Source organism: Tenacibaculum geojense (genome assembly GCF_042676005.1).
Classification (GTDB): domain Bacteria; phylum Bacteroidota; class Bacteroidia; order Flavobacteriales; family Flavobacteriaceae; genus Polaribacter; species Polaribacter geojense.
Window position 1 is genome coordinate 19,834 of the sequence record NZ_JBHTJR010000029.1, and the last position, 13,408, is coordinate 33,241.

Genomic DNA, 13,408 nt, shown 5'->3' on the forward strand with positions numbered 1-13,408 from the left:
ATTTTTTAATAGTTGGTTTCCTAGGCCAAAAATATTAAAACAAAAAGATTGAGATTACCTCATCTCTGTTTCGTATTTCAAAAGTACAAAACAAAACTCTTTTTATCAAGTTAAATATTTCTAGTTATTTTTTTCGCAGTAACAACCTCTTTAAAATTCACTAGAGGAGCTGCACTAACTTTTTATTAACAACACGTTAATAAAGTAAAATATTTGAATTAATGATTCAAGAAACATTTAGAGTAGCTATCAATGAAAAGTTGATGGTAAGAGTTACATTTATATCTAAAAATAAAGGTATTCTAACTAAGTTTTGTATTCCATTTGATATTGGACCTAGTAGAAGGTTTAAAGATAAATCACAGAGGTATCATTTTTTTGCAATTGACAATAAGCTTGGAAATCACAATTTATCAATTTTACCAAATCAAATTCTTAATATTGAAGTTACAACTTCAACATTTAATCCAGCAAATTATATTAGTTGGAAACCATGTTGGTTTATAAAAAGAAATTGGGGAATTTATTCTTAATTGTTATAAAGAGAAGTTGAAAGACTTCTCTTTTTTAGTATTTTCGACAAAATTTAATTTCGGATGATGAACTGGGAACAATTACTCTCTTTAAAACGATTTGGAGACACTCAAAAAAGAGAACGTGCACTACAAGATGAAACACGTTTAGGGTTTGAAGTAGATTTTGATAGAATTATTTTTTCTTCAGCCTTTAGAAGCTTACAAGATAAAACACAAGTAATTCCGTTATCCAAAACAGATTTTGTTCATACCCGTTTAACACACAGTCTTGAAGTATCTGTAGTAGGAAGAACTTTAGGAAGAAAAGTAGGTAAAGCTATTTTAGAAAGAAACCCTGTACTTCAAGAAAAAGGATATACTTTTAATGATTTTGGAGCTATTGTAGCTGCAGCATCGCTGATGCACGATATTGGAAATCCACCATTTGGTCATTCAGGAGAAAAAGCAATAGGAGAATATTTTAAAACCGGAAAAGGACTTCAATATAAATCAAGTTTAACCGATAAAGAGTATCAAGATTTAATTGATTTTGAAGGAAACGCCAATGGGTTTAAAATAGTAACAGAAAGCAATGCAGGAGTTACTGGAGGTTTGCGATTATCATATGCAACGCTTGGTGCATTTATGAAATATCCAAAAGAGAGTTTACCTAAAAAACCAACAAAACACATTGTAGATAAAAAGTACGGTTTTTTTCAAAGTGAAAAAGAAGCATTTTTAGATGTAGTCAATGATTTAGGATTGTTATCAAAAGAATCTGAAGGAATTTCTTATTACAGACATCCATTAGCATATTTAGTAGAAGCAGCAGATGATATTTGTTATACAATTATTGATTTTGAAGATGGTATTAATCTTGGTCTTATTGAAGAAGATTATGCTTTAGAGTACATGATAAAATTGGTTAAAGATACTATTGATAGTAAAAAATACCATTCATTACAACATACTAAAGATAGAGTAAGTTACTTAAGAGCATTGGCTATTGGAGTTCTTATAAATGAGGCTGTTAGTATTTTCTTAGAAAATGAAGATGCTATATTAAACGGAACTTTTGATAAATCATTATTAGATAAGTGTAAATACGAAGCACAAATCAACGATATTATTAACCTAAGTATATCAAAAATTTACAAAAGCAAAGAAGTAGTAGAAAAAGAAGTTTCTGGTTATAAAATAATTAATGATTTACTACATGTATTTGTAACGGCTTTAAATAACACTTATGAAGGAACTGAATCTAACTATGACAAATTGGTATTAGAATTACTTCCTACAAGCTATAAACAAGAGAAAGATAGCTTGTATGACAGGATTATGTTAATATGTAATTATATCGCTGGATTATCAGACGGTTATGCCATAAGATTACACAAAAAATTAACAGGTTCTATAGTTTAATATACTATGTTAATTAGTAGATTTGCATTTTAAAATTATTTCCTTTTAATTATTATGAACAAAAAACTACTTTTATTATTGGTTTTATTAATAAGTGGAGTTGTTGTTTTCAAAAGTTCATTTCAGAAAACTGGAATTGAAAAAGTAAAAGAACAACATGCAGCTTATTTGTACAATCATCCGTTTAACAAAGTTACTGGCTTATCAAAAAGCGAACGAAAAAAATTAAGTCTTCCTCCAAATCAATTTTTAGAGCAAGAATATTTAAACGAGATAAATCCTTACACAGGAGAGACCTACCCAGCTAAGGTTCAAAACTTACAGAAAGAATTACTAACGAATCGTGCATTAAGTAGAGTACCAGGAGATGGTGATGACAATGCTTGGGTAGAAAGAGGTCCAAACAATGTAGGAGGAAGAGTTAGAGCCGTAATGTTCGATCCAAACGATCCTACAGATGAGACTGTTTTTGCTGGAGGAGTTAGTGGTGGATTATGGAGAAACACAAATATCTCAAATGCTTCTCAAGTTTGGGAAAGAGTTAATATTCCTGATAATTTATCAATTTCATCTATAACTTATGATCCAAATAACACACAAGTTTTTTATGTAGGAACAGGAGAATCATACGTTGGTCATACTACAGGTTCTGCCAATGGAGACGGAGTCTGGAAATCTGAAGATGGAGGTACTTCATGGAATCGAATTTTTGGAGGTAACACAGGCCTTAGTTTTTATCAAGAAGCTTCTAATATTTCAGTTCTAACCCCATCCGAGATAAGTGGAAATTATACCTCAGTTACAACGAATAATTTTGGTACCAGTGTAACATCAGCAATAATTAGTGAAATTGTTTTGGTTGATGATGGTTCAATCAATCCATCCGAAGGCTGTGAGTCACTAATCAATGCTAGTCAGTTAAATGGTAAAATTGCTTTAATAAGAAGAGGTAGTTGTAATTTTACAGTTAAGGTAAAAAATGCTCAAGATGCTGGTGCCATAGCAGTAATTGTAATGAATAACGTTGATGGTTCACCTATAACAATGGCAGGTTCTGATCCAACCATAACAATACCAGCAATAATGATTAGTAAAGAAGATGGAGATTTATTAGAAACAACATTGCAATCATCTACTATTAATATCAGTATAAATGAGCCTGTATCTGACTTTACTGGTATTGTTGTACCAGGTCCTCAGCATATAAACGACGTTAAAGTAAGGAATAATAATGGTGTTTCTGAAATATATGTTGCAGTTTCCGATGCTTTATACGGCTCTTCTAATGAAAGTACATATGTAGGTGCTCTTTCCTTTGGTCTTGTGAGGTCTGTAGATGGAGGTCAATCATGGACTGAAATTAACTTACCTAAACCAACAGGAATTGATAACAAGTTATGCCCAAATGATATTGAAATTGGCTCAGATGGAAAGATATGGGTCTCAACAGCTCATTCTTTCACCTATGGGAACGGAGGCGGGATTATTTTATCCTCATCAGATGGTGTTGATTTCAATATAAATCACGAAATTCCTAATGGAGATAGAACACAAATAGCAATATCTAGTTCTGATCAAAATAAAATCTACGTATTAGCTCAAGTTAATAGTTCAACTACACCTGTTGCCTTATTTAGAACAACAGATAGTTTCTCTACCGTTCAAGACTTAGAACTACCATCAGATGACGATACAGGTATATCTGCAGTGGATTTTACAAGAGGACAGTCATTTTATAACCTTTTACTTGATGTTAGTCCATCTAATGATGAGATAGTATTTGTAGGCGGAATTGATTTATTTAGATCAGCAACAGGAGGGCTTAGTTGGAACCAATTTTCTCATTGGTATGGAGGTTTTGGACACCAGTATGTCCACGCTGATCAGCATATTGCCGCTTTTGGTAATTTTAATTCAAATAAGATGATTTTTGGAAATGATGGAGGAGTATATTATACCTCAAATTTAGGAACTTCTACGCTTCCCAGAAATAATGGTCTTAATATTACTCAATTTTACGATATGGGAGTTGCTCCAACATCTTCATTTAATGGTGACTATTTTATTGCTGGTGCTCAAGATAATGGAACTCAGTTATTTGAGAATTCTCCATTATCACCGAATTCAAGTCTAAGAGCATCAGGTGGTGATGGTGCAGCAAGTTTTTTTGATACAGACGGTGTTGATAAATATTATATAACAAATTATGTTTACAATCAATCAATTGTGCTGTATAATTATGATACAGATTCATCTGTAAGCATTAATTCGGAACAGTCATCAAATGGAGATTTTATCAATCAAGAAGAGCTTGATTCTAATTTAAATATTCTATATTCAAATTATTCTTCTGGAGGTAATTTTATTATTAGAAGGTATTCTGATATTTTATCAGAACCGTCTACCAAGTTTGAACTACAAAATAATTTACTTAGATCTGAACCATCATCATTAAAAATTTCTCCCTACAACACTGGCTCCTCAACACTTTTAGTAGGTACTAAATTAGGTAATTTACTTAGAATAGAAAATGCAAACACAAGTCTTCCCGAATGGTCAGACATTTCTGGTTCCGATTTCGTTGGTTCAGTTTCTGATGTTGAATTTGGTCAGTCTGAAAACGAAATTTTTGTTACGATGCATAATTATGGTGTTGTTAACGTATGGTATACAAATGATGGAGGTATCAATTGGCAGAATATTGAAGGTAATTTACCAGATTTACCAGTAAAAACAATCTTACAAAATCCTTTATTACCTAATGAGGTTATTATTGGTACTGAATTAGGTGTTTGGAAAACAGATGACTTAAATACTGGTAATGCTATTGAATGGTCTCATTCTTATAACGGTATGTCTAATGTGAAAGTTATGGATTTAGAATTGAGAGATGATAATACTGTTTTTGCTGCTACGCACGGTAGAGGTATTTTCTCTGGACGTTTTACTGATAACAGCGCTTCTGTAGAAGATGTTGTTAAAGGAGCTAAAGATTTTACTGTATATCCAACAGTTTCTGACGGAAACTTTACATTATTTGCTAAAAATTCTTTAGGAAGAACAAACGTAGAGGTATTTAATTTATCTGGACAAAAGGTTTTTTCAAAGAAAGTTGATTTTACATCCCAAGAAAAACAAGATCTATCTTTAAATGTAGCTTCAGGTATCTACATACTAAACATTAATACATCAGCTAATATAAAGCAATCACAAAAAATAGTTATCAAATAAAAAAAAGCTCCGAAAGGAGCTTTTTTATTTTTTATCTTCAACATGTTTTTCTAAAGCACTATACCAATTTTCTCCAAATTTTCTGATAAGCGCTTCTTTAACAAACTTATAAACAGGAACCTGTAATTCTTTACCCAAAGAGCAAGCATCATCACAAATATCCCATTTATGGTAGTTAACAGCAGCAAATTCCGCATAATCTTTAACACGTACTGGATATAAATGACAAGACACTGGTTTTTTCCAGTCAATTAATCCTTTGTTATAAGCTTCTTCTATACCACATAAGGAAGTTCCTTTGTTATCAAAAGTTACATAAGCACACTCTGCATCATTTACTAAAGGTGTTTCTAACTCGTCAAAATCACTTTTAATCCAAGTTCCTTGCTTTTCTATAGCATCTATACCTTCAGGTCTTAAAAACGGCTTAATTGTAGGATATATGTCCTCTAAAATTTTGGTTTCTTCTTTAGATAATGGTGCTCCTGCATCCCCTTCTACACAACAAATTCCTTTACATGCAGATAGGTTACATACAAACTCCTTTTCAATAATATCTTCTGAAACTATGGTTTTTCCTAATTGAAACATACTGCAAAAATAACGCTATTTTCATGAGTTTTTATATTTAGTTTATTATTCTTGTACTTAATTATTTACTTTTGATTAAAATTAGTAGCATATGAACTTTAATGTAAACGAAATTTTAACAGCCTTTATGGTATTATTTGCGGTTATTGATATTGTAGGAAATATACCTATAGTAATAGATTTACGTAAAAAATTTGGTCATATTCAATCAGAGAAAGCAGCCATTATTGCTGGTTTCATTATGATTTTATTTTTGTTTGTTGGTCAAAGATTGTTAAGCCTAATTGGTATTGACGTACATTCGTTTGCCGTAGCAGGTTCATTTATTTTATTTTTTATTGCCTTAGAAATGATTCTTGGAATTACTTTGTATAAAGATGAAGAAGAAGAAACGATAAATGCTACTGTTTTTCCATTGGCATTTCCTCTTATTGCTGGACCTGGTAGTTTAACTACTTTATTATCTCTTAGAGCTGAGTTTTTAATAGAAAATATTATTGTTGCCGTTTTATTAAATGTGGTAGTAATCTACGTAGTATTAAAGAGTTCTGGAAAAATAGGAAATTTTATAGGTCAAAACGGAATTGCTATTATTAGAAAGGTTTTCGGGGTAATATTATTGGCTATTGCAGTTAAGCTTTTTGCAGCTAATATTAAGCTATTATTATCATAACTATGTATGATGTTTTAATTATAGGTGGTGGTGTATCTGGTATGCAGTGTGCATTAGTTTTAGGTTCTGCAAATAACAAACCTTACGCTAAGGGTAAAAAGATTGGTATTATTATGCATCAACGTTCCTCACATTTACAAAATGCTGTTTTTAATAATGCAATTGGTATTCCTGCAGGAACTTTAGGTAGTGATATTTTAATTAATGGAAAGAAACATTTAATTTCTGAATATCCTCATGTAGCAATAATAGAAAACGAGAAAGTAGATTCTGTATTTACTTCAGATGATAATTATACTATTACCACAAATAAAAATACTATAACTGCTAAAACAGTAGTTTTAGCCTTAAATTATGCTAAACCACTTGATATTGCTGGACTCGAACAATATATTGAATCTCATCAGCGTGCTAATGTTTTAAAAGACAGAATTCAATTAAGAAATTACAATCACTTAATTAAAGAAGGTTTATATGTTTGCGGAACGCTCTCAGGTCATAGAAGTCAATTCGCGATAGCCGCTGGAAGTGGTGCTGCAGTCGCAACCGATATACTTACGCTATGGAACGATAATATTCATAGCCACGTTCATGATAAAGCATAAAAAAATCCCGAGTATTACACTCGGGATTTTTAATTTATATCGTTTAAATATTATCCTTTTAAACTAGCTTTCAAGAATTCTGAATTCATACGGGCAATATTTTCTAAAGAAATTCCCTTAGGACATTCAACCTCACATGCTCCAGTGTTGGTACAGTTACCAAAACCTTCTAAATCCATTTGCGCTACCATGTTTTTAACACGATCAGCAGCCTCCACTTGACCTTGAGGTAATAATGCATATTGAGATACTTTAGCACCTACAAATAACATTGCAGATGAGTTTTTACAAGTAGCTACACAAGCACCACAACCAATACAAGTTGCTGCGTCAAAAGCTTTATCAGCATTATCTTTGTTAATTGGAATTGCGTTCGCATCTTGTGTATTACCAGATGTATTTACAGATACATATCCACCAGCATGTTGAATTCTATCAAATGCAGAACGATCTACCACTAAATCTTTAATTACAGGAAATGCCTTAGCTCTAAATGGCTCAATAAAAATTGTATCACCATCTTTAAACATACGCATGTGTAACTGACAAGTAGTTACGCCTCTATCTGGTCCGTGTGCTTCACCATTAATGTACATAGAACACATTCCACATATACCTTCACGACAATCATGATCAAATGCTACAGGTTCATCACCTTTAGCAATTAATTGTTCGTTTAACACGTCCATCATTTCTAAGAAAGACATGTGCTCAGAAATATCGGTCACTTTATATTCGACCATTTTTCCTTTATCACTTGCGTTTTTCTGACGCCAAATTTTAAGTGTTAAATTCATAATCTTATCTTATTTGTACGAACGTTGTTTTAATTCAATATCGTTAAACTCTAATTCTTCTTTATGTAAAACAGCATCAGCAGGTTCTCCTTTGTATTCCCATGCAGATACATAGGTAAAGTTTGTGTCATCACGTTTAGCTTCCCCTTTTTGAGGTCCGTCTAATTCCACCGACTCTTCTCTAAAGTGACCTCCACAAGATTCTGTTCTATCTAATGCATCTTTAGCAAATAATTCTCCTAACTCTAAGAAATCTGCAACACGACCTGCTTTTTCAAGCTCTGGGTTCATTTCATTTGCACCACCTGGTACTGTTACATTTTTCCAGAAATCTTCACGTAACTCTTTAATTTCAGCCATAGCTTCTTTTAAACCTTGTTCGTTACGAGACATACCACATTTATTCCACATTATATTACCTAACTTCTTGTGGTAATAGTCAACAGAATGAGTTCCTTTATTGTTTACAAAGAAATCGATGCGATCTTTAACAGCTTTTTCAGCAGCTTCAAATTCAGGAGTTTCTGTAGATATCTTACCAGTACGGATGTCGTTAGATAAATAATCACCAATTGTATAAGGTAATACAAAATATCCATCAGATAAACCTTGCATTAATGCGGAAGCTCCTAAACGGTTTGCACCATGATCAGAGAAGTTAGCTTCACCAATAGCATAACAACCTTCAACAGTTGTCATTAAGTTGTAGTCTACCCAAATTCCACCCATGGTATAGTGAACAGCAGGGTAAATCATCATTGGCGTTTTATAAGGGTTTTCGTCAACAATTTTCTCGTACATTTGGAATAAGTTTCCGTACTTGTTTTCGATTACTTTTTCACCCTCAGCTAAAATTTCTGCTTGTGTAGGATTATCATTTCCTTTTAATTTACATTGCTCTTTACCATATCGTTCAATAGCCGATTTAAAATCTAGGTAAACAGCTTCTCCAGTAGCATTTACTCCAAAGCCTGCGTCACAACGTTCTTTAGCAGCACGTGATGCAACATCACGAGGTACTAAGTTACCAAATGCAGGGTAACGACGCTCTAAGTAGTAATCTCTATCTTCTTCAGCAATTTGTGTAGGCTTTAATTTTCCTTCACGAATTGCTAAAACATCTTCCATTTTTTTAGGCACCCAAATTCTTCCGTCGTTACGTAAAGATTCAGACATCAATGTTAATTTAGACTGATAATCTCCAGATCTTGGAATACATGTTGGGTGAATTTGTGTAAAGCAAGGGTTTGCAAAGAAAGCTCCTTTTTTGTGAATTTTCCATGCTGCAGTTGCATTAGATCCCATTGCGTTAGTTGATAAGAAATATACGTTTCCATAACCACCAGAAGCAACAACTACTGCGTGTGCTGAATGACGCTCTATCTCACCAGTTACTAAGTTACGTGCAATAATACCACGTGCTTTACCATCAACAATTACAAGGTCTAACATTTCATGACGGTTAAACATCTGAATTTTACCACGAGCTATTTGACGGTTCATGGCAGAATAGGCACCTAATAATAATTGTTGTCCTGTTTGTCCTTTAGCATAAAAAGTTCTTGAAACTAATACACCTCCAAAAGAACGGTTATCTAATAATCCACCATAGTCACGAGCAAAAGGTACACCTTGAGCAACACATTGGTCGATGATATTAGCCGATACTTCTGCCAAACGATAAACGTTAGCTTCACGTGAACGGTAATCTCCACCTTTTACGGTATCGTAAAATAAACGGTACACAGAGTCACCATCACCTTGATAATTTTTAGCGGCGTTAATACCTCCTTGTGCAGCAATAGAGTGTGCACGACGAGGAGAATCTTGATAAGCAAAAGCTTTTACATTATAACCTAATTCTGCTAAGGTTGCAGCAGCAGAACCACCTGCTAAACCAGTACCTACAACAATAACATCTATTAAACGTTTATTTGCAGGGTTAACTAAGTTAATTTTATCTTTATAAGTAGTCCATTTATCTTTTAAAGGACCCTTTGGTACTTTTGAGTCTAAAATTGCCATAATACTTGGGTATTAATGTTGATTGAAAAAGTGAAATAATGCGATAACGATAAATCCTAAAGGAATACCAATAGCATAAATTTTACCAAAAGTTTTCAATCCTTTAGTATACTTATTATTCGCTCCAACCGATTGAAAAGCAGAGTTAAATCCATGTAATAAGTGTAATGCTAAAAATACAAACGCTACAACGTATACAATAACACGTACTGGGTTTGTGAACATTTCTTTTACGTGGTGTAAGTAATCTTTACCTTGTTGACTGTTTCCTTCAACAAACTTGTCTACAATCTCTGGTACCCAAAAATCATTAAAGTGAAATACCATGAAAGCTAAAATAGCAATACCACTATAAATCATGTTACGGCTCATCCAGCTAGAGTTAGCTGCACCATTATTTTTAGCGTATTTAACATTTCTTGCTGCTTTGTTTCTTAATTCTAAGATGAATCCCATTACAAAGTGGAAAATTACACCAAACAATAAAACAGGTTGTAACACATATTGAACAGCAGGATTAGTACCCATGAAGTACGACAAACTGTTAAATGTTTCACCATTGTCTGGAAACATAGAAGTTAAGTTAATTGCAAAGTGTTGAAGTAAGAAAAACATTAGGAAGAGTGCCGAAAGCGCCATGGCTATCTTTCTTCCAATAGAAGATTTTAATAATCCGCTCATCTTTTATTAGTTAATTATATAGTACTACAAATTTAATGTCTAATCGGTACTTGAACAAACTTTACGAATCGTTTTATTTCATATTTAGAATGGGTTTAAATAGAGAACCCGTGTTAACTAATGAAAATGAGAGACTATTGTATTTACTGAGATTTTTCTGCAGTTTTACTTTTAAGCTTACGTTTATTTTTATAATAAGATTTAGTGGCAACATACATGGTTTTTTCTACTTCACTAATAATGGTACCATCTTTAGTGGTAATAAGTAATTGTTTTTCACAATCGAATTCACCTTGTACTATAACTTTTTGTTTAATTACTTCAATTTCATCCTTAGAAAATTTAAAAGAAGCATAAACATCAGATTTTGCAGGTCTTTTGTACTTTATTTTGGCAGACTTATCCCAAACAACAAAATCATCTCCTAAAATATTTAATAATTGTATCATGTATATAGGATCGGTAGCAGAAAATAAACTACCACCAAAAATGCTACCAACATAGTTTTTGTTTTTATAACTAATTGGAATTTTAATGGTAACTGTTAACAAATCATCAGAAACATAGGTAAGTTTGGCGGTAGATCTCCTATACATTGGAGACCAATTAAACCCATATTTAAAAATTTGAGATTTCGTAAAAAATTTTTCGGCTACTTTAGAAATGGTTTTGTACATGCTTCAAAAATAAAAAACCTTTACACAAGAATGCTTTACAAGGGTTAATTTTTCTGCACTTAATGTTAACAACTTGGGTGATGTAATGTAAAATTAATATCAAAAAAATATAATTATTAAGGTAAAGGGTTTTATGTTTTAATGTCTGTAAGTTTATGATTTTCAATACAAAAAAATGATTTACATTAATATTAAATCATTGTTAAGTTAGAAAGTGCTATATGGTTTTTGTTATTTTATAGTTACATTTGGTTTGCATTACTTAAATCAAACTTATGAACACTAGTGACATCAAAATATTATTAGTTGATGATGAACCAGATATTTTAGAAATTGTAGGATATAATTTACGCTCAGAAGGCTATCAAGTTTTTACCGCAAATAATGGAGCTGAAGGAGTTAAAGAAGCAAAAAAAGTCCATCCACACTTAATACTATTAGATATAATGATGCCTGAGATGGATGGAATTGAAGCTTGTGAAAAAATTAGAGGAGTAAAACAGTTAGAAAACGTCATTATTTCATTTTTAACAGCAAGAGGAGAAGATTATTCGCAGGTTGCAGGTTTTGATGCTGGTGCCGATGATTATATTACCAAACCTATTAAACCAAAAGTATTGGTAAGTAAGGTAAAATCTTTATTAAGAAGATTAAAAACAGAAGAAACTGTAGAAGCTACTACCAATATAGGTGATATTACTATTAATAGAGATGAATATGTTGTTTTTAAGGCTGGAGAACGTATAGTATTGCCAAGAAAAGAATTTGAGTTATTTTCATTATTAACCTCAAAACCTGGAAAAGTTTTTAAGAGAGAAACTATTTTAGATAGTGTATGGGGGAATGAAGTGGTTGTTGGAGGAAGAACTATTGATGTGCATATTAGAAAATTACGAGAAAAATTGGGAGATCATCACTTTAAAACAGTTAAAGGAGTAGGTTATAAGTTTGTGTTAGAGCAAGCAGAAAAATAAACGCTTAATTTTATACCATATATTTTTAGTAGATTGCCTGTTGGTAATCTACTTTTTCTTTTTAAAATGAAAAAAGTCAAAAAAACATATAGATACGCTTTGGCTTCTGCCATGTATCTAACACTGCTATCGGTATTAGTAGCTTCTTTATCATACCTGTTTTTTTATAAATCTATGGGTATAATAACCATTATAGTATTTGGGATTATACTTTTTGCTGTATCATTTTTTATTATTCAATATAGAGCAGAACATTTTATATATCAGCGTATTAAAAAATTGTACGAAGATATTTCTATTTTAGATGTTAATGATTTAAAGAAAGATGATGTTTCTACAGATGTTGAATCATTAACCAAAACAGTACAAGAATATGTAGAAGATAAAAAAGAGGAAATTGCTAACTTAACAGAAAGAGATTCTTTTAGAAGAGATTTTTTAGGTAATGTTGCTCACGAATTAAAAACACCACTTTTTACTGTTCAGGGTTATATCCTAACCTTGTTAGAGGGTGCGGGTGAAGATGAAATTATTAGAGAAAAATATTTAGAAAGAGCTAGCAAGGGGGTAGAAAGATTAACTTCAATTGTAAAAGATTTAGATATGATTGCTAAATTGGAAACAGAGGGGTTAAAAATGAATATTGAAACATTTAATATTTTAGAGTTAATTCAAAATGTTTTTGATCTTTTTGAAATGAAAGCCAAAAAACGAAGAATAACTCTAAGGTATGATAGAATGTACGAGTTTCCTCTTTTAGTTAGAGGGGATGTTGAAAGAATAGAACAAGTTCTTATTAATTTAGTTGTAAACTCTATAAAATATGGGAAAGTAGGAGGTTTTACTACGGTTAGTGTAGAGAGTTATAACCAAAATAAATATATCATTAAAATTGCGGATAATGGAGAAGGAATAAAGCAAGAACATATTCCTAGGTTGTTCGAACGTTTTTATAGAGTTGATCAAAGTAGATCAAGAGAACAAGGAGGTTCTGGTTTAGGTTTATCTATTGTAAAACATATTATAGAAGCGCACAACGAAACTATTTTATTAAAAAGTAAGTTTGGAGAAGGATCCGAATTTTCATTTACTTTGGAGAAAGCAAAATAAAAAAGCGGAGTTAAAAACTCCGCTTTTTTGTTTATTGTTGTCCCGTCCTAAAATAAGTTTACACCAATAAGACTTATTTTATGAATAACAGTTTACGCAAGAAAAAG

Annotated in this window: 12 protein-coding genes; 7 read left to right on the top strand and 5 right to left on the bottom strand. The window is 32.0% G+C overall.

Annotated elements, in window-relative coordinates; translation table 11 throughout:
* The first annotated feature begins 221 nt into the window (after positions 1 to 221).
* The 3 genes from ACFQ1U_RS05395 (at position 222) to ACFQ1U_RS05405 (ending at position 5,168) form a co-directional block, all read left to right on the top strand.
* Complete coding sequence (locus ACFQ1U_RS05395; protein ID WP_386106111.1) at positions 222 to 533, top strand: hypothetical protein; 312 nt, start codon at positions 222 to 224, stop codon at positions 531 to 533.
* A gap of 66 nt (positions 534 to 599) precedes the next feature.
* On the top strand, positions 600 to 1,937 hold the full coding sequence (locus tag ACFQ1U_RS05400) for a deoxyguanosinetriphosphate triphosphohydrolase (RefSeq protein WP_386106136.1): 1,338 nt from the start codon (positions 600 to 602) through the stop codon (positions 1,935 to 1,937).
* A gap of 54 nt (positions 1,938 to 1,991) precedes the next feature.
* Positions 1,992 to 5,168 (top strand): PA domain-containing protein, encoded by a 3,177-nt coding sequence (locus ACFQ1U_RS05405; protein WP_386106113.1) that lies wholly within the window; start codon positions 1,992 to 1,994, stop codon positions 5,166 to 5,168.
* 24 nt (positions 5,169 to 5,192) lie between these two features.
* Here ACFQ1U_RS05405 and ACFQ1U_RS05410 read toward each other — a convergent pair whose 3' ends face one another.
* Positions 5,193 to 5,759, bottom strand: coding sequence for a DUF3109 family protein (locus tag ACFQ1U_RS05410; RefSeq protein ID WP_386106115.1), 567 nt, complete (start codon positions 5,757 to 5,759; stop codon positions 5,193 to 5,195).
* 91 nt (positions 5,760 to 5,850) lie between these two features.
* On the opposite strand from ACFQ1U_RS05410, the gene ACFQ1U_RS05415 reads away from it, so the two are divergent.
* The gene (locus tag ACFQ1U_RS05415) at positions 5,851 to 6,432 is read left to right on the top strand and encodes a MarC family protein (protein ID WP_386106117.1); all 582 of its coding nucleotides are present in this window, start codon (positions 5,851 to 5,853) and stop codon (positions 6,430 to 6,432) included.
* Between the two features lie 2 nt (positions 6,433 to 6,434).
* Positions 6,435 to 7,037 (top strand): FAD-dependent oxidoreductase, encoded by a 603-nt coding sequence (locus ACFQ1U_RS05420; protein WP_386106119.1) that lies wholly within the window; start codon positions 6,435 to 6,437, stop codon positions 7,035 to 7,037.
* A 50-nt stretch (positions 7,038 to 7,087) separates the two neighbouring features.
* Here ACFQ1U_RS05420 and ACFQ1U_RS05425 read toward each other — a convergent pair whose 3' ends face one another.
* The 4 genes from ACFQ1U_RS05425 to ACFQ1U_RS05440 all read right to left on the bottom strand — a co-directional run bounded on the left by ACFQ1U_RS05425 (position 7,088) and on the right by ACFQ1U_RS05440 (position 11,217).
* Entirely contained in the window at positions 7,088 to 7,834 is a 747-nt protein-coding gene (locus ACFQ1U_RS05425) for a succinate dehydrogenase/fumarate reductase iron-sulfur subunit (protein WP_386106121.1), read from the bottom strand.
* Between the two features lie 9 nt (positions 7,835 to 7,843).
* Positions 7,844 to 9,859, bottom strand: coding sequence for a fumarate reductase/succinate dehydrogenase flavoprotein subunit (locus ACFQ1U_RS05430; RefSeq protein ID WP_386106123.1), 2,016 nt, complete (start codon positions 9,857 to 9,859; stop codon positions 7,844 to 7,846).
* Positions 9,860 to 9,871: 12 nt separating this feature from the next.
* Positions 9,872 to 10,540, bottom strand: a complete 669-nt coding sequence (locus tag ACFQ1U_RS05435) for a succinate dehydrogenase cytochrome b subunit (protein WP_386106125.1) — start codon at positions 10,538 to 10,540, stop codon at positions 9,872 to 9,874.
* Positions 10,541 to 10,683: 143 nt separating this feature from the next.
* The gene (locus tag ACFQ1U_RS05440; RefSeq protein ID WP_386106127.1) at positions 10,684 to 11,217 is read right to left on the bottom strand and encodes a PaaI family thioesterase; all 534 of its coding nucleotides are present in this window, start codon (positions 11,215 to 11,217) and stop codon (positions 10,684 to 10,686) included.
* 275 nt (positions 11,218 to 11,492) lie between these two features.
* Between ACFQ1U_RS05440 and ACFQ1U_RS05445 the strand changes: the two genes are divergently transcribed.
* Both ACFQ1U_RS05445 and ACFQ1U_RS05450 read left to right on the top strand, forming a co-directional pair.
* Positions 11,493 to 12,191: a response regulator transcription factor gene (locus ACFQ1U_RS05445; RefSeq protein WP_386106128.1), complete on the top strand. Its 699-nt coding sequence runs from the start codon at positions 11,493 to 11,495 to the stop codon at positions 12,189 to 12,191.
* A 66-nt stretch (positions 12,192 to 12,257) separates the two neighbouring features.
* Positions 12,258 to 13,301: a sensor histidine kinase gene (locus tag ACFQ1U_RS05450; RefSeq protein WP_386106130.1), complete on the top strand. Its 1,044-nt coding sequence runs from the start codon at positions 12,258 to 12,260 to the stop codon at positions 13,299 to 13,301.
* Positions 13,302 to 13,408: the final 107 nt, after the last annotated feature.